General features: G+C 72.2%; 22 protein-coding genes and 2 tRNA genes. 9 read left to right on the top strand and 15 right to left on the bottom strand.

All coding sequences use genetic code 11. From position 1 onward, the window contains the following. Window positions 1–116: 116 nt before the first annotated feature. Window positions 117–797 (top strand): DedA family protein, encoded by a 681-nt coding sequence (locus tag ACH4TG_RS01470; protein ID WP_398239622.1) that lies wholly within the window; start codon window positions 117–119, stop codon window positions 795–797. Window positions 798–976: 179 nt separating this feature from the next. Next, complete coding sequence (locus tag ACH4TG_RS01465; RefSeq protein WP_398239621.1) at window positions 977–2,398, top strand: family 2B encapsulin nanocompartment shell protein; 1,422 nt, start codon at window positions 977–979, stop codon at window positions 2,396–2,398. Between the two features lie 250 nt (window positions 2,399–2,648). Here the strand turns inward: ACH4TG_RS01465 and ACH4TG_RS01460 are convergent, their stop codons facing one another. Next, the gene (locus tag ACH4TG_RS01460; RefSeq protein ID WP_398239619.1) at window positions 2,649–3,398 is read right to left on the bottom strand and encodes a hypothetical protein; all 750 of its coding nucleotides are present in this window, start codon (window positions 3,396–3,398) and stop codon (window positions 2,649–2,651) included. Window positions 3,399–3,500: 102 nt separating this feature from the next. Between ACH4TG_RS01460 and ACH4TG_RS01455 the strand changes: the two genes are divergently transcribed. Continuing rightward, window positions 3,501–3,899, top strand: coding sequence for a hypothetical protein (locus ACH4TG_RS01455; RefSeq protein ID WP_398239617.1), 399 nt, complete (start codon window positions 3,501–3,503; stop codon window positions 3,897–3,899). Window positions 3,900–4,541: 642 nt separating this feature from the next. Here the strand turns inward: ACH4TG_RS01455 and ACH4TG_RS01450 are convergent. Then, the gene (locus tag ACH4TG_RS01450) at window positions 4,542–5,162 is read right to left on the bottom strand and encodes a hypothetical protein (protein WP_398239615.1); all 621 of its coding nucleotides are present in this window, start codon (window positions 5,160–5,162) and stop codon (window positions 4,542–4,544) included. 376 nt (window positions 5,163–5,538) lie between these two features. On the opposite strand from ACH4TG_RS01450, the gene ACH4TG_RS01445 reads away from it, so the two are divergent. After that, a tRNA-OTHER gene (locus tag ACH4TG_RS01445) sits at window positions 5,539–5,619 on the top strand. 101 nt (window positions 5,620–5,720) lie between these two features. Further along, complete coding sequence (locus ACH4TG_RS01440; RefSeq protein ID WP_398239613.1) at window positions 5,721–7,373, top strand: TROVE domain-containing protein; 1,653 nt, start codon at window positions 5,721–5,723, stop codon at window positions 7,371–7,373. Between the two features lie 92 nt (window positions 7,374–7,465). On the opposite strand, the gene ACH4TG_RS01435 is transcribed toward ACH4TG_RS01440, so the two are convergent. Together ACH4TG_RS01435 and ACH4TG_RS01430 are read right to left on the bottom strand one after the other, a co-directional pair. Further along, on the bottom strand, window positions 7,466–7,786 hold the full coding sequence (locus tag ACH4TG_RS01435) for a hypothetical protein (protein WP_398239611.1): 321 nt from the start codon (window positions 7,784–7,786) through the stop codon (window positions 7,466–7,468). Window positions 7,787–7,944: 158 nt separating this feature from the next. After that, window positions 7,945–8,016, bottom strand: a tRNA-Val gene (locus tag ACH4TG_RS01430). 119 nt (window positions 8,017–8,135) lie between these two features. On the opposite strand from ACH4TG_RS01430, the gene ACH4TG_RS01425 reads away from it, so the two are divergent. Next, the gene (locus ACH4TG_RS01425) at window positions 8,136–9,377 is read left to right on the top strand and encodes a hypothetical protein (RefSeq protein WP_398239609.1); all 1,242 of its coding nucleotides are present in this window, start codon (window positions 8,136–8,138) and stop codon (window positions 9,375–9,377) included. A gap of 93 nt (window positions 9,378–9,470) precedes the next feature. On the opposite strand, the gene ACH4TG_RS01420 is transcribed toward ACH4TG_RS01425, so the two are convergent. Both ACH4TG_RS01420 and ACH4TG_RS01415 read right to left on the bottom strand, forming a co-directional pair. Further along, on the bottom strand, window positions 9,471–9,692 hold the full coding sequence (locus tag ACH4TG_RS01420; protein ID WP_398239607.1) for a zinc ribbon domain-containing protein: 222 nt from the start codon (window positions 9,690–9,692) through the stop codon (window positions 9,471–9,473). A gap of 135 nt (window positions 9,693–9,827) precedes the next feature. Then, window positions 9,828–10,487 carry an O-methyltransferase gene (locus ACH4TG_RS01415; RefSeq protein WP_398239605.1) on the bottom strand — a complete coding sequence of 220 codons (660 nt, stop codon included), beginning with the start codon at window positions 10,485–10,487 and terminating at the stop codon, window positions 9,828–9,830. Window positions 10,488–10,596: 109 nt separating this feature from the next. On the opposite strand from ACH4TG_RS01415, the gene ACH4TG_RS01410 reads away from it, so the two are divergent. Beyond that, on the top strand, window positions 10,597–11,232 hold the full coding sequence (locus ACH4TG_RS01410) for a nucleoside/nucleotide kinase family protein (protein WP_398239604.1): 636 nt from the start codon (window positions 10,597–10,599) through the stop codon (window positions 11,230–11,232). 114 nt (window positions 11,233–11,346) lie between these two features. Here the strand turns inward: ACH4TG_RS01410 and ACH4TG_RS01405 are convergent, their stop codons facing one another. From ACH4TG_RS01405 to ACH4TG_RS01395, 3 genes are read right to left on the bottom strand one after another with little or no spacing between them, the layout of a single operon-like run. Next, window positions 11,347–12,195 carry an HAD family hydrolase gene (locus tag ACH4TG_RS01405; RefSeq protein ID WP_398239602.1) on the bottom strand — a complete coding sequence of 283 codons (849 nt, stop codon included), beginning with the start codon at window positions 12,193–12,195 and terminating at the stop codon, window positions 11,347–11,349. Continuing rightward, complete coding sequence (locus ACH4TG_RS01400; RefSeq protein WP_398239601.1) at window positions 12,192–14,681, bottom strand: phosphoribosyltransferase; 2,490 nt, start codon at window positions 14,679–14,681, stop codon at window positions 12,192–12,194. The genes ACH4TG_RS01405 and ACH4TG_RS01400 overlap by 4 nt, the downstream gene beginning before the upstream one ends. Window positions 14,682–14,725: 44 nt before the next feature. Next, on the bottom strand, window positions 14,726–15,898 hold the full coding sequence (locus ACH4TG_RS01395) for an HpcH/HpaI aldolase/citrate lyase family protein (RefSeq protein ID WP_398239600.1): 1,173 nt from the start codon (window positions 15,896–15,898) through the stop codon (window positions 14,726–14,728). Between the two features lie 182 nt (window positions 15,899–16,080). Here ACH4TG_RS01395 and ACH4TG_RS01390 point away from each other — a divergent pair, with 182 nt between their 5' ends. Further along, window positions 16,081–17,055, top strand: coding sequence for a TerD family protein (locus ACH4TG_RS01390; protein ID WP_398239599.1), 975 nt, complete (start codon window positions 16,081–16,083; stop codon window positions 17,053–17,055). Between the two features lie 220 nt (window positions 17,056–17,275). On the opposite strand, the gene ACH4TG_RS01385 is transcribed toward ACH4TG_RS01390, so the two are convergent. The 6 genes from ACH4TG_RS01385 to ACH4TG_RS01360 all read right to left on the bottom strand — a co-directional run bounded on the left by ACH4TG_RS01385 (window position 17,276) and on the right by ACH4TG_RS01360 (window position 21,682). Further along, window positions 17,276–18,007, bottom strand: coding sequence for a Tellurium resistance (locus tag ACH4TG_RS01385; RefSeq protein ID WP_398239598.1), 732 nt, complete (start codon window positions 18,005–18,007; stop codon window positions 17,276–17,278). 75 nt (window positions 18,008–18,082) lie between these two features. Continuing rightward, a complete protein-coding gene (locus ACH4TG_RS01380; RefSeq protein ID WP_398239597.1) occupies window positions 18,083–19,249 on the bottom strand; it encodes a DUF475 domain-containing protein in 1,167 nt (388 codons plus the stop codon). Between the two features lie 61 nt (window positions 19,250–19,310). Next, complete coding sequence (locus ACH4TG_RS01375; RefSeq protein WP_398239596.1) at window positions 19,311–19,886, bottom strand: TerD family protein; 576 nt, start codon at window positions 19,884–19,886, stop codon at window positions 19,311–19,313. A 47-nt stretch (window positions 19,887–19,933) separates the two neighbouring features. Then, window positions 19,934–20,509, bottom strand: a complete 576-nt coding sequence (locus ACH4TG_RS01370; RefSeq protein ID WP_398239595.1) for a TerD family protein — start codon at window positions 20,507–20,509, stop codon at window positions 19,934–19,936. A 108-nt stretch (window positions 20,510–20,617) separates the two neighbouring features. After that, the gene (locus tag ACH4TG_RS01365) at window positions 20,618–21,076 is read right to left on the bottom strand and encodes a peroxiredoxin (protein WP_398239594.1); all 459 of its coding nucleotides are present in this window, start codon (window positions 21,074–21,076) and stop codon (window positions 20,618–20,620) included. 162 nt (window positions 21,077–21,238) lie between these two features. Beyond that, the gene (locus ACH4TG_RS01360; protein ID WP_398239593.1) at window positions 21,239–21,682 is read right to left on the bottom strand and encodes a DUF3052 domain-containing protein; all 444 of its coding nucleotides are present in this window, start codon (window positions 21,680–21,682) and stop codon (window positions 21,239–21,241) included. Window positions 21,683–22,091: 409 nt separating this feature from the next. On the opposite strand from ACH4TG_RS01360, the gene aceE reads away from it, so the two are divergent. After that, on the top strand, window positions 22,092–24,839 hold the full coding sequence (gene aceE, locus ACH4TG_RS01355; protein WP_398239592.1) for a pyruvate dehydrogenase (acetyl-transferring), homodimeric type: 2,748 nt from the start codon (window positions 22,092–22,094) through the stop codon (window positions 24,837–24,839). The last annotated feature ends 145 nt before the right edge of the window (window positions 24,840–24,984 follow it).

The raw sequence follows: 24,984 nt of genomic DNA, 5'->3' as shown, positions 1-24,984 counted from the left end.
CGCCGCTCGACCGGACGGAAGCACCGGATCCACCGCTACGCAACGCACTCGCAGGACCAGGACACTCACGACCAGGACGCGACCCGGGCCGGTACCGGAGAGGACGAGGAGGCGAAGTGCTGCAAGGCATGGGCTCGCTCTTCGACTGGCCGTGGATCTACGCCGTGGTGTCCCTGTCCGTGCTGCTCGACGTCTTCGTCCCGGTCCTCCCCAGCGGTGTGCTGGTGATCAGCGCGGCCACCGCCGGCTCCTCCGGCGCGGGCGACGACCTGCTCGACGTGTTCGCACTGCTGGCCTGCGCGGCCACCGCGTCCTGCCTCGGCGACCTGCTGGCCTACCGGCTGGCGTTCCGCGGCGGCGAGTGGTTCCACCGCCGGATGGCGAACTCCCGCCGGCTGGCGTCCGCGCACGAGCGGCTCGGCCAGGTGCTGACCGGAGGCGGGGGCGCACTCGTGGTGCTGGCGCGCTTCGCGCCCGCCGGCCGCAGCGTGGTGAGCCTGGGCGCGGGCGCGGCCCGGCGCCGCCCCAAGGAGTTCCTGCCCTGGTCCGCGCTGGCGGGGGTGTGCTGGGCGACGTACAGCGTCGGCCTGGGCTGGATAGGCGGCAAGTGGCTCGGGGCGAGCTGGTTCGGCACCGCGATGTCCTTCGGCGCACTCGTGGGCGCCGGCGCGTTCGCGGCGTACGTCTTCCGCCGCGAGCGCCGACTCGCCATCGCTGCGGCCTATGCCGCCGTCGAGCTGGCGCTGCCCAACCAGGGCCAGCAGCCCGACCGCGGCTCGATCGTCGAAGCCCTCTGAACCTCCGCTGACCTGCGGCCGCGCACCGCGCGCCGCCTCCCCGGCGCACCCGGGCCCGTTCCCCCGCGCCCGGTGACCCGGAAGTGCGGGAAGTATTCTCACTCGATCCGGCAATAGCAACCACCCTGCGTCACGGAAACAATCAGGGCCGTATCACCCTCTTACGGGAAGGACAGCCCATGTCGGTTGATGCGGGCCAGGACACCGCACACGGCACTCCTGACAGCACCCAGCCACGGACGAGTCTCGACACCGCCGCCGCGCGGAATCTGGCGACCACCACCAAGTCCGCTCCCCAGATGGCGGGGATCTCGTCCCGCTGGCTGCTGAAAGTGCTGCCCTGGGTACAGGTCAGCGCCGGCACCTACCGGGTCAACCGCCGTCTGAGCTACGCGGTCGGCGACGGCCGCGTGACGTTCGTGAAGACGGGCTCGGAGGTCCGGGTCATCCCGCAGGAGCTCGGCGAGATCGCGGCGCTGCGCACGTTCGACGACGTCGGCGCGCTGACCGCGCTGGCCGACCGCTTCGTGCAGCGCGAGATCGACGCGGGCGAGGTCATCGCGGAGGCCGGCCGCCCGGCCGACACGGTGTACCTCGTCGCCCACGGCAAGATCGAGAAGCTCGGCGAGGGGTCGTACGGCGAGCAGACCCGGCTCGGCGTCATCGCCGACGGCGGCTACTTCGGCGAGCAGGCGCTGCTGAGCGACGACGCCAGCTGGCAGTTCACCGCCAAGGCGGCGACCGCCACCACGGTCCTGGCGCTGCCGCGCAGCGCGCTGACGTCCCTGCTCGGCGTCTCCGACCCGCTGCGCGAGCATCTGGAGGCCCACCGGTCGCTGCCCCGGCAGCGCGCCAACCGGAAGGGCGAGGCGGAGATCGAGCTGGCGTCCGGCCACTCGGGAGAGCCGTCGCTGCCGGCCACCTACGTCGACTACGAGGTCAGGCCGCGCGAGTACGAGCTGAGCGTCGCGCAGACCGTGCTCCGCGTCCACAGCCGGGTCGCCGACCTCTACAACGAGCCGATGAACCAGACCGAGCAGCAACTCAAGCTCACCGTCGAGGCGTTGCGCGAGCGCCAGGAGCACGAGCTGATCAACAACCCGGACTTCGGGCTGCTGCACAACGCCGAGTACGACCAGCGGATCCAGCCGCACGCCGGACCGCCGCTGCCGGACGACCTGGACGAGCTGATCAGCCGGCGCCGCGGCACCCGCTACCTGCTGGCGAACCCGAAGACCATCGCGGCGATCGGCCGCGAGTGGAGCCGGGCCGGGCTGTACCCGGACTCGGTGGAGGTGCACGGCTCGACCGTCCCGGCCTGGCGCGGCGTCCCGATCCTCAGCTGCAACAAGATCCCGGTCAGCCCGGAGCGGACCAGCTCGATCATCGCCATCCGTACCGGCGAGGACAACCAGGGCGTGATCGGCCTCAACCAGACCGGCCTGCCCGACGAGTACGAGCCGGGCCTCAACGTCCGCTTCATGGGCATCGACGAGAAGGCCGTCATCAACTACCTGGTCAGCACGTACTTCTCGGCGGCGGTCCTGGTCCCCGACGCGCTGGGCGTGCTGGAGAACGTGAACGTGTCGCACTGGCGGTAGCCGGCACGGCGGCCCGCGGCGTTGGTCCGCCGCGGGCCGCCCGGCGGGCCCGACACGAGGCGGCCCCCCTGCCGTTCGCCCGGCAGGGGGGCCGCTCTGTCGTTGCGCGTGCCCCGGTGGGGCGTTGCGGGTGGGGCGTTGCCGGGCGGTCATTCCCGGTGGCGTCCTCGTCCGCGGCGTCGTCCGCGGCGTCGCCCGCACCGTCGTTCGCGGCGTCGTCCGCGGCGTCGTCCGCGTCCTCCCAGCGTCCTCAGAGGATCGCGCGGAGGGCGTCCGAGGAGACCGTCAGGCCGCTGCCGAATGGCGCGTCCAGGTCCCAGATGAGGAACAGCAGGAAGGCGATCAGCGCGCTGAACAGCCCCGCGAGCAGCAACTCCCGTGCCGACCTGCGGATCTGCAGGGTGAAGATCAGTCCCACGGTGACCAGGCCGCCGCTGATGAGGCCGAACCACACCATCCCCGGCATGGTCGCGCCCGCGCTCTGCCCGCGCGAGACGCGGGCCTGGTCGGCGGCCGCGACCGCGTCCACCACCGGCTGGTACGCCTGCGCGGCCAGGTCGGACTTGGGGTCGAACTGCGTGACGTCGGTGCGGACCTGGTCCAGCAGCACGGTCCCCTCGGGGGACAGGTCGCCGTGGTCGCGCATGTACGGCCACTCCGTGCCGGTCACGTACCTGACGTAGGCGTCCACGTCCGACCGCACCCGGTCGCGGACGTCCGCGGGGTACACCTGCACCCGCTCCTTCACCTCGTGCAGGGCCTGCGCCTCCGCCACCACGTCCGCCTGCGCGCCCCCCTGCCCTTCCCACACGCCGGCGATCGCCAGCCCCAGGACGATGGCGTACACCACGCCGATCATCATGACCATGTACTCGATGACGTCCGGCGTCTCCGACGGATCGTCGTCCTCGCTGATCCTGCGCTGCCGCAGGACGACGACGCTGAGCACGACGGCGCACACCGCCACCATCGCGATCAGCAGGGCAACCCACTGCGTCATTGCCAACTCCCCCTCATCTGCTAGTGGTTCCTTCGGTACGACCCGGAGCCCGGACGCAGGACGGCCACCACGAGCAGCGCCGGCACGGCGGTCAGCAGGATCGTGGTCGTCAGCGGCCGGTGGACCCGCCGCGGCGGCCTGACCGAGGTCGGCCGGCGCGCCGGCCAGTGCACGGCGGCGGGCACGGGCGCGGGCGTCGTGGTGACGGTGGGACTCGGCCGCGGGCTCGGCGCGGGCCGGGGCGGTGGCGGTGCGGGCGGTGTGCGCACCGGGACCGGGACCGGGACGGCGGGCTTCGGTACCGGTTTCCGCGGCGGAGCCGGGGTCGGCTTCGGAGTCGGGGTGGGTGTCGGGGTGGGTGTGGGAACGGGTGACGGGGTCGGCCGCGGGCTCGGCGAGGGCGGCGCGGGCAGGGTCGGCGTCGGGGTCGGGGTCGGGGTGGGTGTCGGTGTCGGGGTCGGGGTGGGTGTCGGTGTCGGGCAGGGCCGGTGGTGGTGGTGATGGCAGCGCCGGCCCAGCGGGTCCCAGGGCCAGTGGCAGCCGTGCTGGCGGCCCGGGGCCGGATCCGGGTCATGGCCCGGGTGGCCCGGGTCGTGGCCCGGCTGCTGTCCGGGGTCATGGCCCGGGTCGTGACCGGGGTCGTGACCGGGGTCGTGACCGGGTGGATCACCGGGATCGCGGCCTGGGCCGTGGTCGGGGCGCGGGTCCGTGCCGGGGCTGCGGCCGGGCTCGGGATCCGGTTGACGTCCGGGGCCGGGGTCCGGGTCGTGGCCGCGTCCGGTGCCGGCGTGAACGGCGGGATCGCCGTGCCCTCCGCCGGAATCGGCCGCGGCCGGCCCCCCGAGCCCCCAACTTCCCGTCGCGAATATGACGAAGATCAGCGCGGCCCACAACGGCACGCGCTTCCCCCACGAAGTGCTCACCGGCTCATGGTCAGGAGCCCCCGCCCCGACGCGCCCGAACCCCGCGCGCCATTCCCCCTATTGGGGGATTCGTACGCTAAACAACCTCATGATGCACTCCCCTCCCGCGCCTTCTGCGCCCCCGCGCCCCCGCGCTCCGGGGGGCCGGGGCAGATGGCGCCGGCGTAGCCCATGACGGCGCCCCGCCAACTCGTCGGCCGGCGGGGCGAGGCGGAAGGGGTCAGGGGAGGTCGGTGGCCTTCACGGTCCAGTTGCACTCCGAGTCGACCTGCAGGTAGATCGTTCCCCCGTCGTGCTGGTGCGTGACGTCCGAGCCTTTCATGCCCATCTCATTGACCATGACGTCGGGGAAGTCTCCGCCCATGCCGGTGACGATGAAGTTGCCCTGGTACCCGAAGCTGGAGCAGTTGTACGTATAGCGCAGGTCCCAGTCGCCGTGGACGGTGAAGCGCACGGTGTTCTTGATGCCGTGGCCGGACTCGGCGAGGACGACCTTCGGCTTCGGCGCAGCCGAAGCCTTTGCGGGCGCAGCGGCTTTCGTGGCCTTCGGCGCCTCGGACTTGGCCGGTGCGGTGGTCGTCCTGGCCGAAGCCCTGTCCGCGGTGTCGTCGGTGTTGTTCTTGCCGCCGCCGGCGAGGCTGGCGATGACGCTGACGGCGATGATGCCGCCGATGGCGCCCAGGATGATCTTCAGCGCCTTGCTCTTCCTCGGCGGCTGCGGCGGGGCCCACTGCGGGCCGGTGGGCTGCCGGCCCCAGTGTGGCGCGGGCTGGGGCGCGAGCTGAGGCTGCGGCTGGGGCTGTTGCGCCCAAGTCGGGGTGTTTCGCTGTTCGTTGGACATAGTCCCCCCTGTGGTCATGTGTCTGGATCGGGATGATGGCAGTTGTGGAGGTGTTGTGTGCACGTCGTGATGGAGCTGTGATACTCGGCTGGTTGGCGGGCTGCCCCGCACGGCGCACGTACGGGACCGGCGCCTGCCGCGGCGGTCCGGAAAAGGGCGCGGGAGATCGCGCGGGCGACGGGAAAGCCGGGGAACGCCCTCAACTGGCGGGTCAGGAAAGGTAATTCGGTGGCGCGGCCGGGGACGGCGGATAGGCTGGCCGCAGAACGTAAGCACCTCCCGGTGCGCAGGCCACGGTTACTTCTTTTGGCAGAACCACTTCGGTGGGCAGGGATCGAACCCTGCACAACCGCGGCCGACTTGATCTCGGGAGGCACGGCATCGGGTGCCCGGTGCGCGGATGACGGATACTTCTCCTGCAAAGAGAAAGACCCGGGTTCGAATCCCGGCCCGCCGAGAGGCGGTGTAGCTCAGCGGCCCAGAGCGTTGATCCCCGCCATCGACTTGATCTCGGGCATTCCCCTGCCGCGCTTCCCCTCCACAGTGAGGGGCTCTTTCATGGCCAGGTTCAACACCAAGGCGGCCAAGCCGGCCGCCTCTTCGCCGGTCCGGTCGACCGGCGGGACGACCACCACCCACCAGGGCGGCGCGGGGTACCTGCGCGACCCGCGCTCCGAGCTGTTCCTGCTCACCGTCGCCAACTTCGTCGGGACGGACACCTTTTACGAGTCCGGCGGACGGCGCGACGACCGGTTCACCGGCCTCGTGCGGCAGCTCGCCGTCGAGGACCCGGCGTGGACGGCCGGCCTGCTGGCGTGGCTGCGCGGCCCGGGCTCCCTGCGCACCGCGGCCGTCGTCGGCGCGGCCGAGTTCGTGAAGGCCCGCCTGGACGCGGCGGCTTCGGGTGACCTCTCCCCTCACGCGCAGGCCGGGAACGGGACTTCGGGCGGCTGGAACCGGCGCGTGGTCGGCTCGGTGCTGCAGCGCGCGGACGAGCCGGGGGAACTGCTGGCGTACTGGACCTCCCGGTACGGGCGCCGGATACCGAAGCCGGTCAAGCGGGGCATCGAGGACGCGGTCGGCCGGCTGTACGACGAGCGGGCGCTGCTGAAGTACGACACCGGTGCGGCCGCGTTCCGGTTCGGCGACGTCCTGGAGCTGGCGCACCCGGCGCCGGCCGCGCCGTGGCAGGGCGACCTCTTCCGGCATGCCCTCGACCGCCGCCACGGCCGTGCCAACGAGATCCCGGAGTCGCTGCGGCAGCTGAACTCCCGCGCGGAGCTGGCGAAGTGGCCGGCCGAGGAGCGCCGCGAGCTGCTGCGCCGTCCGGACGCCGCGGACGTCCTCGCACGCGCGGGGATGACCTGGGAGGCGCTGGCAGGGTGGCTGCAGGGGCCGATGGACGCCGCGGCCTGGGAGGCCGTCATCCCGTCCATGGGCTACATGGCACGACTGCGGAACCTGCGGAACTTCGACGAGGCGGGGGTCTCCGACGACGTCGCCGCGCGGGTCGCCGCGCACCTCGCCGACCCCGTCCAGGTCGGCCGGTCGCGGCAGCTGCCGATGCGGTTCTACTCGGCGTTCAACGCCGCACCGTCGCTGCGCTGGGGCCACGCCCTGGAGAAGGCGCTCAGCGCGTCGCTGGCGAACGTCCCGGCGATCGGCGGCCGCACGCTGATCCTGGTGGACACGTCCTCGTCGATGAACGACGCCTTCTCCAGGGACGGCACGCTGCGCCGCTGGGACGCGGCCGCCCTCTTCGGCATCGCCCTGGGCCGCCGGTGCGCGACCGCGGACGTGGTGTCGTTCTCCAGCGCCCAGTACTACGTGAAGGACGCCCCGGGGGCGAAGACGAAGAGGTTCCCGCTCGCTCGGGGCGGCTCGGTCCTCGGGGACGTGCGGGCGTGGAAGGACGGCGGCTGGTTCCTCGGCGGCGGAACCGACACCGCCGCGGCACTCCGCAAGGAGTACCAGGGCCACGACCGCGTCGTCGTCGTCACCGACGAGCAGGCCGGCAGCGACGCCCGCGAGGTGTCGGAGTCGGTCCCCGAGGCGGTGCCGATGTACACGTGGAACCTGGCCGGCTACCAGGCCGGGCACGCACCGTCCGGCGGCCGCAACCGCCACGCCTTCGGCGGCCTGACCGACGCCGGGTTCCGCATGGTGCCGCTCCTGGAGGCCGGACGCGACGCGCGCTGGCCCTGGGAGTAGCCGCCCCCGGCGTTCCTCCGCCCCGTCACCGTCCGGTGGCGGGGCGGTCGGTGCGGCCGGGAAGGAGGGGCTGCGGGGCTGAGGTGTCGGGGTCAGCCGGCGTAGGTCCGCACGGTCCACCCGTCCGGTACCGCACGGACCTCGGCGCCCGGGGGCAGGATCTGGTGGACGGCGGAGCCGTCGTCCCAGTCCCCCAGGATCTGGCCGAGGCACTGGATGAGCGGGGCGCCCGCCTTGTCGAAGAGCACCACGGCATCGATGGGAGACCCCTCGACCGCCGGTGGCACTCCCGTCACCCTGGCCCAGCCGACGATGGGCACGAGGACGATCTCGGTGCTGTTCCCCATGGCGAGGGCGGCCTGCCACCCGGCCGGCGCCGCGGAGAACTCGTTGATGCCTTTGATGAACGCCATGGCGAGTGAGCCTGCCACGCCCGGCGGCCCACCCGGCGGATGTCGGCCCGGTCGCAGTGCTCGGCAGGTCGCCCTGCCGGCGAGCACCGGCACCCGGAGCGTCGGGGGGCACACAGCAGAGCCCCGGAAGGGTTCAGTTTCCGGGGCTCCGACAAGCGTGGGCGTGGACGGTTTCGAACCGCCGACATCCGCCTTGTAAGGGCGGCGCTCTACCGCTGAGCTACACGCCCAGGCCACGCGACGACACAGGTTACCTTGCCGCGGGGGCTGGTCAGCAACCGTGCCGGGGGTGGGAGGATGGACGGGACGGCGGGAGCGGCGGCGCGGAGCGCGGGGAGAGAGAGTCACTGTGACGACGGCACGTTCGTGGTGGCGGCGCGGCGACAATCTGCGTGCGGAGGCGCAGGAGGCCAAGGACGCCGCGGCCCAGGCGTTCTACGAGCTGGACACGGCGCAGCGTGACCTGGAGATCTCCATCGAGACCATCTCCGCGGTGGACGACTCCCCCGAGGCGCGCCGCGCGCTGGCCTCGTTCCGGAGTCTGGGCGAGCGGATCGACCAGGTCAGCGGGGCGTACATCGCCACCGTCGACGCCCATGACATCGACCGCGACGAGCTGGACCACGCGGCGGCCGCCCGGGCCAAGTCCGAGCTGACCCGCGCCAAGGACGAGCTGGTCAACGTGCTGCGCGAGCTGGAGCGCTTCCAGTCGGGCCTGGCCCCGCTGCTGGGCAAGGCCGAGAACCAGCTGGCCCGGCTCGCCCCGGCCAGGGAGCGCGCCAAGCAGTCGCTGCTGGCCGCCAGCAACGCCCTGGACGCGGTCCGCGCGGCCGGCCTGAAGGCCGACGACCTGGCCGCCCGGCTCGCGGCGCTCTCACCCGAGCTGACCAAGCTGAACGAGGGCGCGAGCAAGCACGGCGTGCAGGACACGGTCCGGCGCGCCGACGAGATGCGCCGCACCGCGGAGGCCGTCAGGGCCGAGGCCGAGCGGCTGCCGCAGCAGGCCCAGGAGATCGACAAGCGGCTGGTGTCCCTGCGGACGAGGGTGCAGGCGCTCGGGACCCGGGCGGATGGCGTGGCGCCGGTGCTGAGCGAGCTGCGGCGCCGCTTCTCTGCGGCCTGCTGGCAGGACCTGCAGCACGTTCCGGAGCAGGCCGAGCAGGCGGTCCGGCAGGCGGAGACGGCGCTGGCCGAGGCGCGGAAGGCGCGTACCGAGCAGCGCTGGGCCGACGCGCAGGCCCGGCTGGCGACGGTACGCACGCTCATGGACGACGTGGACGGCGCGGTGGGCGCGGCCGGCGACCGGCTGCGGCGGCTGAACGAGGTCAGCAAGGACCCGAAGGCCGAGGTGGAGAAGACGCGGTTCGTGATCAGGGACGCGCAGCGCCTGGCGATGCAGGGGCGGTCGACGCCCGAGCCGCGGCACGCCCGCCCGCTGGACGAGGCGGTGGCCCGTCTGGACCGCGCCCTGGCCGGCCTGGAGGGCCGGCACCCGGACTACTGGGCCTTTCTGACCGAGACCGCCGCGGTCCGCGAGACCGCCAACCGCGTCGTGGCCAACATCCGCGAGGAACGCGCCCAGCACCGCTGACGCCGGCCCCGCGGGGGCCGGCACCCGCGGCACGCCGCCCGGGCGGCGCCGGAAGGCTCCACCCGGGCACGCACGGACCGGCGGACCCGCGGATCAGCTGCAGCAACCGCCACCGCAGCAGCCGCCGCCACCGCCACCGGCCGCGGGGGCCGGTGCGGAGGCGGACGCGGCGCCGCCGACGGAGACCGTGGACAGCAGCTTCACCGTGTCGTCGTGGCCCTTCGGGCAGGGCGTCGGCGCGTTGGCCTGCGACATCGGGCGGCGCAGTTCGAAGGTCGCGCCGCAGGTCCGGCAGCGGTACTCGTAGCGAGGCATGCGCTCAGATTAGAGGACGCCGGCCCGGAACGGGCGCGACCGTCCACAGCCCCGCAGCGGGCGCCTGTCGAACGCAGCACGCGCGCGGCACGCGAGAAGCACGCGAGAGGCACACGAGAAGCACCCGGACCGCCCTCAGCGCCTGCGCGCCAGCGTCAGCCCGTCCGCGACGGTGAGCAGCACATGGTCGACCCGGTCGTCCGCGGCCACCCGCTCGTTGAACGCTCGGATCGCGGCCGCGCCGCCGCCCGCGGCCGGGTCCACGACCTCGCCGTGGTACAGGGTGTTGTCGACGACCAGCAGGCCGCCCGGCCGCAGCCGCGGCACCAGCTCCTCCCAGTAGTCGATGTAGCCGCCCTTGTCGGCGTCCAGGAACACCAGGTCGATCCACGGCCCCTCGGGCAGTGCCCGCAGCGTGTCGATCGCCGGGGCGATCCGCAGGTCGATGCGGTCCGCAACGCCGGCCTTCTCCCAGGCCGCACGGCCGACAGCCGTCCACTCCTCGGAGACGTCGCAGGCGATCACCCGGCCGTCGGCGGGCAGCGCCCTGGCCATGGCCAGGGTGGAGAAGCCGGTGAACGTGCCGACCTCCACCACCTGCCGCGCGCCGACCAGTGCGACCAGGAAGGACAGCAGGGGCGCCTGCTCCTCCGCGGTCTGCAGGCCCGCGACGTCGGCGAGCTGCTCGTGCGTGGTCGTCACCAGCTCGCGCTGCACGGGGTCCAGCGGCGGGTTGTGGTCCAGGACGTACTGGTACAGCTCCGGCGTGAGCTGGGGGTTCTTGGTCTCGTACACCGTTCGCTCCCGTGGTTCGTGGCGGCGGCCCGCGCATGTGCGGAAGATCCCGGACCCGGGCCGGGAACCCGGCATGGATCTTCGGTGCGTCCCAGCCTAGGCTGACGAGATGCTCGTCGATGACGTGGTCGCCCTCGTGCCCGGCGTTCCGGGCCGCCGGGCCGTCCTGGGTCTGGCGGGCGCGCCGGCGGCCGGGAAGTCGACGCTGGCCCGGCGGCTGGTGTCCGGCGTCAACGAGCGGCTGGGCGCGGACACCGCGGCGTACGTGCCGATGGACGGATTCCACCTGTCCAACGCCCAGTTGGACCGGCTGGGGCTGCGCGGGCGCAAGGGCGCGCCGGAGACCTTCGACGTCGACGGATACGTCGGTCTGCTGCGCCGGTTGCGCGAGGAACCTCCCCAACGGCCGGTGTACGCACCGGACTTCGACCGGCGGTTGGACGAGCCGGTGGCGGCCGGGCTGGTGGTGCCGCCGCAGACGCGGCTGGTGGTGACCGAGGGGAACTACCTGGCGGACGACGGTGCCGGCTGGGACCAGGTGCGCAGCCTGCTCGACCAGTTGTGGTACGTCGACACGCCCCGGCAGGTGCGGGAGCGTCGGCTGCTGCGCCGCCATGTGCGCGGCGGGCGCACCGAGTCCGAGGCGCGGGCCTTCATCGCGGCCAGCGAACGGCCCAACGCCCGCCGGGTGGAGCGCGGCCGGGAACGGGCGCACCGGATCGTGGTGCCGGGCCAGACCCTCTGACGGGACGCGGCACGCACACCCGCGCACACCCCGCCCTTTGACGCGACCGGGCGCGCATCGCCCACGCCGCCGGTACCGCTCGCCCCGGCACGACGCGGCGCCCCGGCGCCGCCGTCAGGCCGCCGCGCCCTCCCCGGAGACCCGCACCAGCATCCGCCGCAGGATCTCCTCCCCGGCCGCGACGCCGACCGAGCCGAGCGCGGTGACGTGCGGGGCGGTCCAGCCGGTGTCGGCGAGTTCACCGTGGCCCGGCGTCCAGCCCATGTCCGCGGCCGTCAGCAGGTCGACGTCGAGCAGTGAGTCGCCGGCGGCGAGCACCTGCTCGACACCGGTGCGGCGGACCACCTCGGCGAGCGCGGCGCTCTTGCGCAGCGGCTTGGGCACGGCGTAGATCTTCCGTCCCTGCAGGGACACCGTCCAGCCGCGCGGCTCGGCCCACTCGGCGAGTTCCTTGACCCATCCGACCGGCAGCTTCTCGCGGTCCACCACGAGGTACGCGAACAGGTCCTCGGCGACCCGCTCCTTGCGCCGCCACTCGGGGTCGGACACGGCCGCCAGGTGCGCGACGACCTCGTCCAGCGGCGCGGAGCCGTCGGCGAGGCGGCGGCGCATCTCGGCGTTCCAGTCGTGGTCGGTGCGGCCGTCCACCAGCAGGTGGCCGCCGTTGGCGCATATCGCGTACCGCGGTGCGCGGCCGGGCAGGCTGATCCGGCGGTACTGCTTGCGGGTGCGGGTGGTGGTGGGCACGAACCGTACGGTGTCGGCGAGTTCGGCCAGCAGCCGGCTCGCGGACTCGGTCATGTACGACAGCGGCCGGCTCTCGTGGACCTCCACGCACAGCAGCCGCGGGGCGTGCTCGTCGGCCATGGACAGCGCCAGGGCGGCGGTGGAGTAGATCAGGGTCCGGTCCAGGTCGCTGGCGACCAGGGTGCGGGCGTTCGGCGGGAAGGCGTGGCGGCTCATCGGGCGCTCACCGCCCGGCCGTCGGTGCCGGTGGCGCCGCGGGTGTAGCGCGGGTGGATCAGGCCGACGCACGAGTACGGCAGGCCGTCGACCTCCTCGACCGGCACGCCGCGCTGCTCGGCGAGCAGCCGGACGTGGTCCAGGTCGGCGCCCGCGCCGCGCTGCGCCAGCACCTTCCAGGGCACGCGGCGCAGCAGCACCCGGGTGGTCTCCCCGACGCCGGGCTTGACCAGGTTGACATCGCCGATCCCGTACTCCTCGCTGATCCGCTCGACCGCGGCCCAGCCCGCCCAGGTCGGGAGACGGTCCTGCGAGCGCAGCGACTTGACGTCCTCGGCGACCGCGTCCCCGACCAGGTCGAAGGCGGCTGCCACGGTGTCGAGGAAGAGGCCCGAGACGTCGGCGTCGCGCAGGTCGCGGTAGAACTTCGCGCCGTGGAAGTCGTCGGGCCCGATCAGGCCGTCGCGCAGCACGGTCCGCGAGATCAGGCCGGAGACGGTGGAGTTCAGGCACGCGGAGGGGATCAGGAAGTCGTCGCGGGTGCCGTAGGTGGACACGCAGCCGCCGGGGTCGGCGAGGACCGCGATGTCCGGGTTGAAGCCGTCGAACTCGGCCACGGCGTCGGCCAGTTCGCGGGTGATGGCGCCCTTTCCGGTCCAGCCGTCGACGAACACCGCGTCGGCCGCGTCGTGGTGGGCGGCGAGCCAGCGCAGCGCGTTGCGGTCGATGCCGCGGCCGCGGACGATCGACACCGCGTAGTGCGGCAGGTCCAGGCCGTGGGCGTGGCGGGCCCAGCGGCGCATCAGCACGCCGACCGGGGTGCCGGCCCTGGCCAGCGAGACCAGCACGGCGTCCGGGCCGCGCTCGGCGAGGACGAGTTCGGTGACCGCGCCGACCGCGCGGGCGATCCGGGCCGCGGACGCGTCCAGCGCGGAGCGGAACAGCTGCTGGTACTCGGCGGTGGGCTGGTACTCCACCGGCAGCGACTCGGCGTAGTGCGCGCCGCCGCTCTGGATGGCCTCCTCGCGCTCCTCGGTGGGCGCCTCCAGCTCCACGCCGGACAGGTCCTTCAGCAGCCAGCCCACCTCCTCGGGCGCGTAGGAGGAGAAGTCGGGTCCGCGCAGCGGCTCGCTCATGCTCGGGTGGTGCCCCTCTGGTTCGGGTCGGTAGGTCGGTACGACGGCGAGCAGGACCGCCGGAGTGTGCGCGGCGAGACGGGCGAGCAGCCCGCCGTCCTGGTGGAGTGCGGCCGTGTCGCCCGCGGAGTCCACCACGCACACCACGGCGTCGAACCCGGCGCCGGCGACGTTGTAGGCGTAGCGCTCCGCGGAGCCGCCGTCGTCGGGGTCGTCGTGCGCGGGGAACACGAGCCGGCTGCGGATCGCGTAGCCGGGGTCGTCGACGGCCAGCACCGGCGAGCGGGTGGTCGTGGAGTACCGCACCTGCGCCGGGCCCGCGGCGCCGGCCGCGTCCGCGGTCAGGGCGTCCTCCAGTGCCTGGGCGAGGCGGAGCGGGGCGTACATCAGCTCCTCGTTGCCGAGGACCAGGACGCGGCGGGCGCCGGGCGGCAGGGCGGCGGCGAGGCGGCCCGCCATGGCGGGCAGGGCGGCCTCCAGGCGCGTGCGGTGCGCGGGCAGGAAGCCGTGCCGGCCGCCGTCGGGCAGCCCGGCGGGCCAGCCGAGGCCGACGCGCCGCACAAGCGCGTCGGGCGGCCCCGGCTGGCCGGTGAGGAGTCCGGCGGGCGTTCCGGCCGCCGCGGCCCTCTCGTGCTCGGCCACGAGCGCCTGGCCCTTCTCCAGGACGCCGGGCGGCAGCGTCACGGCGCCCTCGGCGAGGGCGACGACGTCGATCCTGGTGCCGAGGCGCCCGGCGAAGGCGGCGAGCGCGGCGCGGTCGGCGTCGCCGCGCATGTCGGTGAGCGCGACGACCACGTAGCGGGATCGCGGATGCCGGGCGTGCAGGTCGGAGATGGTGTTGAGGATGGTCCGCCCGGTGGAGAACTCGTCGTCGACCAGGACGAGCGGGCCGGATCCGGCGAGCAGCGCCGGGTCCTCGGGCAGCAGCAGGTGCCCGGTGGCGTGGCTGTGCTCCTCCTCGAAGCCGCCGCCGGGCGTCACCCCGGGCACGGCGCGGCGGGTGGAGTGCAGGTAGGGCACGCCGCCGATGCCGTCGGCGACGGCGTGGCCCAGGCCCGTCGCGGTCTCGGCGTAGCCGAGGACCACGGTGCCGTCCGCGCCGCCGCGCCCGCCGTCGCGGTCCTCGTCGAGCAGCGCGCGCACCCGCCGCCCGAGGGCGTGGGCGTGGCCGTAGACGACGTGCGGGCGCTGCGGGACGTGCTTGCCGAGCACGTGGGAGACCAGCAGGTGGGCCCGCTTGGGGTTGCGGCGCAGCGCCAGGCCCAGCAGGTCGGTGACGCCGTCGCCGCGGAGCGCGACGCCCAGCCGGTCGGCGACCCACTGGCCGGTCCAGGGCGTGTTCGTTGCCATCAGCGGTGATTCCTTCGGGGTGGTTCCGTACGGTCGTCGGCCGGTCACGCCTGCGGCAGGCTGGCCGCGAGCAGTTCGACGAATCCGATGTCCTCGCGGGCGACGCCGAAGACCTCGGCGCGGCGGAGCGTGCGCTCGGCCCAGGCGCGGTGCGGCTTCACCTCGTTCATCTTGTTGGTGTAGGAGCTGCGCAGCACGCCACCGCCGCTGCGGTCCTCGTGGAGGATGTCGGCGGCGTCGCAGTACTCCTCGTGCGTGACCACGTTCAGCGCGTGCACGACGGGCACGTGCGTGGGGTGGATGCAGGTCTTGCCCTGGAGGCCGTTGGCGCGGTCGAGTTCGATCTCGCGCAGCAGGCCGTCCATGTCGCGGGCGATCAGCCGGTCCCGCAGGTCCTCGGCCTCGGGCCGGAAGGGGCTCAGCCGCAGCTGGGGCTTGAACATGCGCTCGTGGTGCCGGAAGTACTCCCAGACCGGGCCGGTCACGGTGAACCCGCTGCCGTCGGCGCGGCCGAAGACGTTGACCACGTCGGCGATGACCGAGGCGACGATCTGCACGTCGTAGGCGGTCATCTCGGGGGCCCGGCGCAGCCCGTAGGAGGAGCAGAAGTCGGTCACGCCCAGTCGCAGGGCGAGCACGCGGTCGCGGTACTTGTCGACGGTGCGGGATATCCCGTAGAGCGTCTCGCTCCGGCTCTCCAGGTGGAGGAGCTGCGGCGACTCCAGGACCGGCATGGCGAACAGCCGCCTGCCGCAGGCGTTCTCGGCCTGGGTGAGGGCCTCCAGGAACGGGACGCCGGTCTCCTCGGTGAACTTGGGCAGCACGAATCCGGACAGCAGGGCGACGGTGTCGCCGAGCCGGTTCACCAGGTCGGTGATCTGGCCGGGGGTGCGCACCCGGATGAACAGCAGCGGGAGCGCGGCGGCTCCGCCGGGGCGTGCGGCCAGCTCCGCGAACTGCTGGACGAGGTTGGCCTCACCTGCGACGACGTCCCGGTCGTCGATGGAGTCCTCCAGGCACAGCACCATGGACACCACGCCGCGGGAGGCCTGCTTGACGATGTCGTCGGCGAGGCGGGGCCGGGTCGCGGGGCTGTACAGGGTGGCGCCGAGCGCGACCGCGAGCGTGCGGGCAGCGGAGTCCGCGGTGAATTCCTGGGGCTCACGGTGGAAGAGTTCGCTCCTGAGGTCACCCGCCAGGTGTCCGAAGTGTCGCATATGCCCCCTTTCAGGATGAAGAACCTGACAACATCTGGCCGATTATCGTACGTGCGAGCATGGGATACCCGTTCCCTGCGTGTGTGAAAAACAGGTAACCGTGGCGGGTCCACCCGGTGACCGTCCCTCCCCGCCGGACCCGGCGTTGTGGCGTGCCCCACCGGAAGGGCAGGATGACCGGTATGACGCACGCGATGGTGAAGGGTTCGAACACCCCGCTGGACGTGACCGGGGTGCGCGCGGTGCTGCACTGGACCCCCGGCCCCGGAGCGCCCGATGTCGACGCCTCCGTGCTGCTGCTCGGCCCGGACGGACGGGTCCGCACCGACGCCGACTTCGTCTTCTACAACGAGCCCCGCCACCCCTCGGGCCTGGCCCGCCACCTGCCGAAGAAGCGGGTCCCCGAGGGCCTCACCGACACCGTCGAGGTCGACCTGGCGGCGCTGGACGCCGGCGTGGACCGGGTGGTGATCGCCGCGTCCTGCGACGGCGGGCCGTTCCGCACGGTGCGCGACCTCAGCCTGACCCTGTACGACACCGCGGGCCCGCAGCACGCCGCACCGGTCGTCAGCTTCGAGGTGGTCCCGGACACCGGCGCCGAGACCGCGCTGATCTGCGGCGAGGTGTACCGCAAGGGCACCGGATGGAAGTTCCGCGCCCTCGCCCAAGGCTACGCCTCGGGGCTCGTCGGCCTCGCCACGCAGTACGGTGTCGCGGTGGACGACGGGGAGCCCGCCGCCACCGGGCAGGCCCCGGCCGCCCCGGTGCGCCCGGCCTCGGTGCCCACCACGCCGCTGGGCACCCCGCAACCGCGGATACCGGCGGCCGAGCCCGCACCGACCAGCGCCTACGGCTACCCGCTGCAGGCCCCCTCCCCCGCGCACGTGCCGGCCCAGCCCGCGTACGGCTACCCGCAGCCGATGAGCGCGCCGCCGGCCGCGCCGCCGCAGGTCCACCAGCAGCCGCCGGTCCACCAGCAGCCGCAGCCCGGCTACCCCGCCTACGGCTACCCGCAGCCCGTCGCGGCCGGGCAGCCGGCCGGCCCGGCCGTACCCCCGCCCCTCGCCCCGCCCGCCGTCCCTCCGGCGGTGTCGGCGAACGGCGACGGCGGCTTCGCGCTGCCCCCGCAGGGCCCGCAGTTCCAGCCCCAGCGCTGAAAGCGCTCAAAGCACCGAACCGGGGGAGGCGCCCCCGGCGCGGCCCAGGACGCCCCTCGGCGGGCGCGGCCCGGATCAGGGCCTGATGACCTGCCGGAAGGTGTAGCCACCGGTCGGCTCCAGCCGGACCAGCGCCATCGCCTCGTCCCACCTTGCGATCTCCCAGGAAGGCGGCGGGAACCCGCCTCCCCGTGCGGCGGTGCGAGGGCCTCCCGGGGGTTCACACCTTGGACTTGTAGCCGCGGCCCCATTGCAGTCCCCAGCCGTAGAGCCGGTCGATCTCGGCCTGGAAGCCGTAGACGTACTTCACCTCGCGGTGGACGATCATCTCGCCCTTGCGGTTCTCGATCAGCACCACGGCGCACGAACGCGCCTGCGGCTCCCGCTCATTGAGCGGGATCTCGATCCGCGGGCCGGAACCGGGGAAGATCTCCACCTTGGCGTGGGTGCGGTCGAAGGCGGGTGTGCCGTCGTAGATGTAGACGAACACCAGCAGCCGCTTGAACTCGTCGCGCTTGTCGAAGTTGATGTAGATCGTCTCGCCGGAGGTGCCGCCGAACCGGTCGTCGCCGCTCATCTGGATCCACGGCGGGGCGTCGAGGTCACCGTGGAACTCGCCGAGCGGCTGCACCACGCCCTTGCTGCCGTCGGCCAGTTCGTACATGCAGGCCAGGTCCAGGTCGACGTTGACCATGGCCGGGCCCGCCGCCTGCACCACCCGCGGCTTGAAGATCTCCAGCTGGCGGCGGAGGAAGCTGCCGCGGTCGGTGTTCCAGCCACCGGTGTCCGAGGTGCGCATCTGCCAGGACAGGTTGACCCGCATGTTGCCGACCGCGCCGCCGTGCTTGGTCAGCGACAACTCGGGATGCCGCCTGGTGAGTTCCACGGAGTGCGCGTTGACGATGTCGAACTGCTGGGCCCCGCTCGGCCGCAAAAAGCTCCACCAGGGCATCTGGCCCCTCCACCTTCCCTCGACATGCGGCTGCCCCCGCCGGGTGGCGGGGGCAGCCGGGGGTACTCGGCCGGGTCACACCCCGGACGGCACCTCCGCCTTGTCGTCCGCCTGCTCGGATTCTGCCCCGAGCCGGCGGTTGCGTACCACCGAGGACCAGTAGGACGCCGCGATCAGGACAACGCCGATCAGGCCGGTGACGATCTCGCTCACCTCGTACTTGATGGTGAACAGCAGGATCAGCGCCAGCGCGCCGATCGCGTAGTGCGCGCCGTGCTCCAGGTACACGTAGTCGTCCAGGGTGCCCTTGCGGACCAGGAAGACGGTCAGCGACCGGATGTACATCGCGCCGATGCCGAGACCCAGCGCGATCTGGAAGATGTTGTTGCTGATCGCGAACGCGCCGACGACGCCGTCGAAGGAGAACGACGCGTCGATGACCTCCAGGTACAGGAACATGAAGAACGCGGCCTTGCCGGCCAGGCCCACGGCGCGCAGGGTGCCGGCGCCGTTGGACGCCGCCACCGCGGCCTCCGGCTCGTCCGCGCCGTCGCCGTCCTCGTCGTCGTCCTCCTCGTCCTCGAGGCGCTCCTCGAAGTAGCCGGAGATGCCGCCGACGACCAGGTAGGTGATGAGGCCGGCGACGCCGGCCAGCAGGACGGTCTCGCCCTTGTCGACGGTGCCGTGGCCGCCGTGCAGCGGGACCCCGGTGGCCACCGTGGTGGCGAAGACGACCAGCAGGACCATGGCGATCACCACGGAGAGCATGTCCAGCTTGCCGAGCTTGGCCAGCGGCTTCTCCAGCCAGCTCAGCCAGGTGATCTCGCGCTCCTCGAAGATGAAGTCGAGGAAGATCATCAGCAGGAACATACCGCCGAAGGCGGCGATCGCCGGGTGGGCGTTGGTGACCAGCGCCTCGTAGCGGTTGTGGTCGTTGATCGCGACCCTGACCGCTTCCCAGGGACTGAGCTTCGCGGTGATCGCCACGATGATGATCGGGAAGACCAGCCGCATGCCGAAGACGGCGATCAGCACGCCCACCGTCAGGAACATCTTCTGCCAGAAGGCGTTCATCTTCCGCAGGATGCCCGCGTTGATCACGGCGTTGTCGAAGGACAGCGAGATCTCAAGGACCGACAGGATCGCGACGATCGCGAGCCCCTTCGCCCCCCAGACGTAAGTGGCCAGGGCCAGGCCGGCGACAGTGATGCCGAACGACCAGCCGAATGTTCTGAGGAGCACGTGCTTCCCACCCAATCCCTTGTGACCTGTGACCACGAGGTCCCCCGCGCGGTACGCGGCTTTACGAAACGTTGACCCCGAAGTCTAGGGCGATCCCGCGCAGTCCGGAGGCGTACCCCTGTCCTACGGCCCGGAACTTCCACTCGCCGCTGTAGCGGTAGAGCTCGCCGAAGATCATCGCGGTCTCCGTCGAGGCGTCCTCGGTCAGGTCGTAGCGGGCCAGCTCGGCGCCGTCGGACTGGTTGATCACCCGGATGTACGCGTCGCTGACCTGCCCGAACGTCTGCACGCGGGCGTCGGCGTCGTAGATCGAGACCGGGAAGACGATCTTGTCGACCGAGGCCGGCACCTTGGCCAGGTCGACCAGGATCGTCTCGTCGTCGCCACCGGAGCCGCCGACCAGGTCGTCGCCGGTGTGCTCGACGGCACCCTCGGGGCTCTTGAGATTGTTGTAGAAGACGAAGTACTCGTCCCCCAGCACCCGGCCGTTCCCGCACAGCAGGGCGCTGGCGTCCAGGTCGAAGTCGGCGCCGGTGGTCGAGCGGGCTCTCCAGCCCAGGCCGATCTGCACCTGGGTGAGATTCGGCGCGGCCTTGGAGAGGGAGACATTGCCTCCCTTGGCGAGCGTGACGCCCATCGTGTTCGTTCCTCCCCGTATCGCGGTTCTGGGCTGCCCTCAGCCGGTCAGACGTTCACGCCGAAGTCCTGCGCGATGCCGCGCAGTCCCGACGCGTACCCCTGACCGATGGCGCGGAACTTCCACTCGGTGCCGTGCCGGTACAGCTCGCCGAAGACCATCGCGGTCTCCGTCGAGGCGTCCTCGGTCAGGTCGTAGCGGGCCAGTTCCCGGTTGTCGGCCGCGTTGACGACGCGGATGTAGGCGTTGCGGACCTGGCCGAAGCTCTGTTGGCGGGTCTCGGCGTCGTAGATGGAGACCGGGAAGACGATCTTGGCGACCGAGGCCGGCACCCCGGCCAGGTTGACGTTGATCACCTCGTCGTCGCCCTCGCCCTCACCGGTGAGGTTGTCGCCGGTGTGCTCCACCGAGCCGTCGGGGCTGCGGAGGTTGTTGAAGAACACGAAGTGCTGGTCGGAGAGGACCTTGCCCTGGTCGTTCGTGAGCAGCGCGCTCGCGTCCAGGTCGAAGTCCGATCCCGTGGTGGTCCGGGCGTCCCAGCCCAGGCCCACGACGACCGCCGTGAGGTTCGGCGCCTCCTTGGTCAGCGAGACGTTGCCACCCTTGCTGAGGCTGACTCCCACGAGTCCTCCGTCCGATCGAGCTGTGTACAGCGTGTACCGTCCACGGCGCGCCGGAGCACGCCGCCTGCATGGATCAACGTGCTGAGCTTAGTGACCGGTTCCCTCCGGCTACAGGGCTTCGAGGGCCTTGGCGTAGTCGCGAAGGTCGCGGGCTTCGGGCAGGCCGTTGACCACGGTCCAGCGGACCGTTCCGTGCTTGTCGATGACGAAGGTGCCGCGCACCGCGCAGCCCTTGTCCTCGGCGAAGACTCCGTAGGCCCGGGAGGCGGTTCCATGCGGCCAGAAGTCCGACAGCAGCGGGAAGTCCAGCTCCTGGGCGTCGGCGAACGCCCGCAGCGCGTGCATGGAGTCGCAGGAGACGGCGAGCAGCTGGACGTCGTCGTTCTGGAACGCCGGCAACTCCGCCTGCAGCGCCCGCAGCTCGCCGGTGCAGACGCTGGTGAAGGCGAACGGGAAGAACATCAGCACGAGGTGCTTGGCGCCGGCGAACCCGGCCAGGCTCACGGTCCGGCCGTGCTGGTCGGGCAGCGCGAAGTCCGGGGCGGCGGCGCCTTCGGCGAGGGGCATGGGGAAGTCAGCTCTTTCCGTGGGGCAGCCCGCCGCCGGGACGCGGCCGGGGCGGCAGCCGGCGGCGGACCGCGGACACCCGCGGCGGCCGGCCGCACACCGGCAGGCCCGGGCGCACTCTCACCCGGGCGAACCCTTCGGTGCGGGCTGCGAGCGGCAGCGTTACCGCTTGCCGGCCCGGACGGCCTTGGGCGTGACCAGGCGGCTGCCGGTCCAGTCCTTCGCCGCGTTCACGCTGCTGGTCTGGGCCAGACCCGCGGTCTGCGCCGCCTCGCCGATCTCGCTGGGCTCGACATGCCCGTCACGGCCGGTCTTCGGGGTCATGAGCCAGATCGGGGCGCCGGGGTCGACCGTCGACGTGGCGTCGACGAGCGCGTCCGTGAGGTCGCCGTCCTCCTCGTCGCGGAACCACAGCAGGACGGCGTCGGGCACGTCGTCGTAGTCCTCGTCGACGAGCTCCTCGCCCGTGAGCTCCTCGATAGCCTCGCGGAGCTCCTGGTCGCAATCCTCGTCGTACCCGAGCTCCTGGACCACCTGTCCGGGCTCGAAACCAAGCCGGCTCGCCGGGTTGGTCCGCTCCTCCGCGTGGTCCGCGGTCGCGCTCACGCTTTGCCTCCTGTCATGGGGACTGTCTGTCCTCTGTGTGCCCGCTCCGGTGCGGGCTTATTGGCGGTAGTCCACACGGGCGCGGCGGATCGCGCAAGTACCCGGCGTACGAGACCGCCGAAACGGTGATGATTCGACCGTCTTCCCCGCAACCCGCACCCTCCATGGTGACGCACATCACTCCGGTTTGCCGGTGTTGCGGGTGATTGGCGGCACGCGTCGGTCGTACGTCCGACTGGGCGTAGAGTTCGGGTTTGGCCGCGGGCGACCGCACGCCCTCCCGCCGCAGGCCGTCCGCCGGCCCACCGTTACCGCTCAGTAGAGATGACGTATCCAACCACGCGGTACACGATGGAGGCGGCGCGACCCAGCAGAGCACCGAAAATTCAACGAGCAGTGAAGGAACAGCGTGGCTTCCGGATCCGATCGCAACCCGATCATCATTGGCGGCCTTCCCAGCCAGGTCCCGGATTTCGATCCCGAGGAGACGGCGGAATGGCTCGACTCGCTCGACGCGGCCATCGACGAGCGCGGCCGGGAGCGGGCCCGTTACCTGATGCTCCGCCTCATCGAGCGCGCCCGCGAGAAGCGCGTCGCGGTGCCCGAGATGCGCAGCACCGACTACGTCAACACCATCGCCACCAGGGACGAGCCGTTCTTCCCCGGCAACGAGGAGATCGAGCGCCGGATCCTGAACGCCACGCGGTGGAACGCCGCGGTGATGGTCTCCCGCGCGCAGCGCCCGGGCATCGGCGTCGGCGGCCACATCGCCACCTTCGCCTCCTCGGCCTCCCTGTACGACGTGGGCTTCAACCACTTCTTCCGCGGCAAGGACGACGGCCGCGGCGGTGACCAGGTCTTCTTCCAGGGCCACGCCTCCCCCGGCATCTACGCCCGCGCATTCCTGCTCGACCGGCTCTCCGAGGCGCAGCTCGACGGCTTCCGGCAGGAGCACTCCAAGGCGCCGAACGGCCTGTCCAGCTACCCGCACCCGCGGTCGATGCCGGACTTCTGGGAGTTCCCGACCGTGTCCATGGGCCTGGGCCCGCTGGGCGCGATCTACCAGGCGCGGATGAACCGCTACATGGAGGCCCGCGGCATCGCGGACACCTCCGCCTCGCACGTCTGGGCGTTCCTGGGCGACGGCGAGATGGACGAGCCGGAGTCGCTCGGCCAGCTGTCCATCGCCGCCCGCGAGGGCCTGGACAACCTGACCTTCGTCGTCAACTGCAACCTGCAGCGGCTCGACGGCCCGGTGCGCGGCAACGGCAAGATCATCCAGGAGCTGGAGTCGCAGTTCCGCGGCGCCGGCTGGAACGTCATCAAGCTGGTCTGGGACCGCACCTGGGACCCGCTGCTCGCCCAGGACCGCGACGGCCTGCTGGTGAACAAGATGAACATCACGCCGGACGGCCAGTTCCAGACGTACGCCACCGAGACCGGCTCCTACATCCGCGAGCACTTCTTCGGCGACGACCAGCGGCTGCGCAAGATGGTCGAGAACCTCACCGACGACCAGATCCTGCACCTGGGCCGCGGTGGCCACGACCACCGCAAGATCTTCGCGGCCTACACCGCGGCGATGGCGCACAAGGGCCAGCCGACCGTCATCCTCGCCCAGACCATCAAGGGCTGGACGCTGGGCCCGAACTTCGAGGGCCGCAACGCGACCCACCAGATGAAGAAGCTGACGGTCGACGACCTCAAGCGCTTCCGCGACCGGCTGCACCTGCCGATCACCGACGAGCGGCTCGACCAGGGCTACCCGCCCTACTACCACCCGGGCCGGGACTCCGAAGAGATCCAGTACATGCACGACCACCGCAAGGCGTGCGGCGGCTACGTGCCCACCCGCGTGGTCCGCGCCAAGCCCCTGCCGCTGCCGGAGGACAAGACCTACGCGGCCGCGAAGAAGGGCTCGGGCGCCCAGTCGATCGCCACGACCATGGCGTTCGTCCGGGTGCTGAAGGACCTGATGCGGGACAAGGAGATCGGCAAGCGCTTCGTGCTGATCGCCCCCGACGAGTACCGCACCTTCGGCATGGACGCGTTCTTCCCGAGCGCGAAGATCTACAACCCGCTGGGTCAGCAGTACGAGTCGGTGGACCGCGAGCTGCTGCTGGCCTACAAGGAGTCGCCGACCGGCCAGATGCTGCACGACGGCATCTCCGAGGCCGGCTGCACCGCCTCGCTGATCGCCGCGGGCTCGGCGTACGCCACGCACGGCGAGCCGCTGATCCCGGTGTACGTCTTCTACTCGATGTTCGGCTTCCAGCGCACCGGCGACCAGTTCTGGCAGATGGCCGACCAGCTGGCGCGCGGCTTCGTGCTCGGCGCCACCGCGGGCCGCACCACGCTGACCGGCGAGGGCCTGCAGCATGCGGACGGCCACTCGCAGCTGCTGGCCTCCACCAACCCGGCCTGCGTCGCCTACGACCCGGCGTACGGCTACGAGATCGCGTACATCGTGCAGGACGGCCTGCGCCGGATGTACGGCGAGACCCAGGACGGCAAGGCGGGCGAGGACGTCTTCTACTACCTGACCGTCTACAACGAGCCGATCCAGCACCCGGCCGAGCCGGCCGACGTGGACGTCGAGGGCATCCTCAAGGGCATCCACCGGATCAGCGCGGGCCAGGCGGGCACCGTCCCGGCCCAGATCATGGCGTCCGGCGTGGCGGTGCCGTGGGCGATGGAGGCGCAGCGCATCCTCGCCGAGGACTGGGGCGTGCGGGCCGACGTGTGGTCGGCGACCTCCTGGAACGAGCTGCGGCGCGAGGCCGTCGCGGTCGAGGAGCACAACCTGCTGCACCCGGAGGAGGAGCAGGCCGTCCCGTACGTGACGCGCAAGCTCACCGGCGCGGAGGGCCCGTTCGTGGCCGTCTCCGACTGGATGCGCTCGGTGCCGGACCAGATCGCCCGCTGGGTGCCGGGCCGGTACACCTCGCTCGGCGCCGACGGCTTCGGCTTCGCCGACACGCGCGGGGCGGCACGCCGCTTCTTCCACATCGACGCGCAGTCGATCGTGCTGGCGGTGCTGACCGAGCTGTCCCGCGACGGCAGGGTCGACCGCTCGGTGCTCAAGCAGGCCGTCGACCGGTACCAGCTGCTGGACGTGGCCGCGGCCGATCCGGGAGCGGCCGGCGGCGACGCCTGACCGCACCTTCCACAGGGGCTCCGGACGTGTCCGGGGCCCCTGTGGCGTGCCCGGCACCGGGCCCCGGCTTTGCCGAGATATTCCTTTGTGAAACGTGATGCCGGTCACGATAAGCAACCGAGGGCACCCCTGTGTTGTCTAGTGT

Source organism: Streptomyces sp. NPDC020917 (assembly GCF_044333795.1).
Taxonomy (GTDB): domain Bacteria; phylum Actinomycetota; class Actinomycetes; order Streptomycetales; family Streptomycetaceae; genus Actinacidiphila.
The sequence above is the reverse complement of the archived record's forward strand: the minus strand, read 5'-3'. Positions and strand labels throughout refer to the sequence as shown.

What these genes read in the sequence shown, in the direction of transcription:
- ACH4TG_RS01465 (WP_398239621.1), top strand. Translation starts at nt 977, where the DNA reads ATGTCGGTTGATGCGGGCCAGGACACCGCACACGGCACTCCTGACAGC.
- ACH4TG_RS01460 (WP_398239619.1), bottom strand. Translation starts at nt 3,398, where the DNA reads ATGACGCAGTGGGTTGCCCTGCTGATCGCGATGGTGGCGGTGTGCGCC.
- ACH4TG_RS01450 (WP_398239615.1), bottom strand. Translation starts at nt 5,162, where the DNA reads ATGTCCAACGAACAGCGAAACACCCCGACTTGGGCGCAACAGCCCCAG.
- ACH4TG_RS01440 (WP_398239613.1), top strand. Translation starts at nt 5,721, where the DNA reads ATGGCCAGGTTCAACACCAAGGCGGCCAAGCCGGCCGCCTCTTCGCCG.
- ACH4TG_RS01435 (WP_398239611.1), bottom strand. Translation starts at nt 7,786, where the DNA reads ATGGCGTTCATCAAAGGCATCAACGAGTTCTCCGCGGCGCCGGCCGGG.
- ACH4TG_RS01420 (WP_398239607.1), bottom strand. Translation starts at nt 9,692, where the DNA reads ATGCCTCGCTACGAGTACCGCTGCCGGACCTGCGGCGCGACCTTCGAA.
- ACH4TG_RS01410 (WP_398239604.1), top strand. Translation starts at nt 10,597, where the DNA reads ATGCTCGTCGATGACGTGGTCGCCCTCGTGCCCGGCGTTCCGGGCCGC.
- ACH4TG_RS01405 (WP_398239602.1), bottom strand. Translation starts at nt 12,195, where the DNA reads ATGAGCCGCCACGCCTTCCCGCCGAACGCCCGCACCCTGGTCGCCAGC.
- ACH4TG_RS01400 (WP_398239601.1), bottom strand. Translation starts at nt 14,681, where the DNA reads ATGGCAACGAACACGCCCTGGACCGGCCAGTGGGTCGCCGACCGGCTG.
- ACH4TG_RS01395 (WP_398239600.1), bottom strand. Translation starts at nt 15,898, where the DNA reads ATGCGACACTTCGGACACCTGGCGGGTGACCTCAGGAGCGAACTCTTC.
- ACH4TG_RS01390 (WP_398239599.1), top strand. Translation starts at nt 16,081, where the DNA reads ATGACGCACGCGATGGTGAAGGGTTCGAACACCCCGCTGGACGTGACC.
- ACH4TG_RS01385 (WP_398239598.1), bottom strand. Translation starts at nt 18,007, where the DNA reads ATGCCCTGGTGGAGCTTTTTGCGGCCGAGCGGGGCCCAGCAGTTCGAC.
- ACH4TG_RS01375 (WP_398239596.1), bottom strand. Translation starts at nt 19,886, where the DNA reads ATGGGCGTCACGCTCGCCAAGGGAGGCAATGTCTCCCTCTCCAAGGCC.
- ACH4TG_RS01365 (WP_398239594.1), bottom strand. Translation starts at nt 21,076, where the DNA reads ATGCCCCTCGCCGAAGGCGCCGCCGCCCCGGACTTCGCGCTGCCCGAC.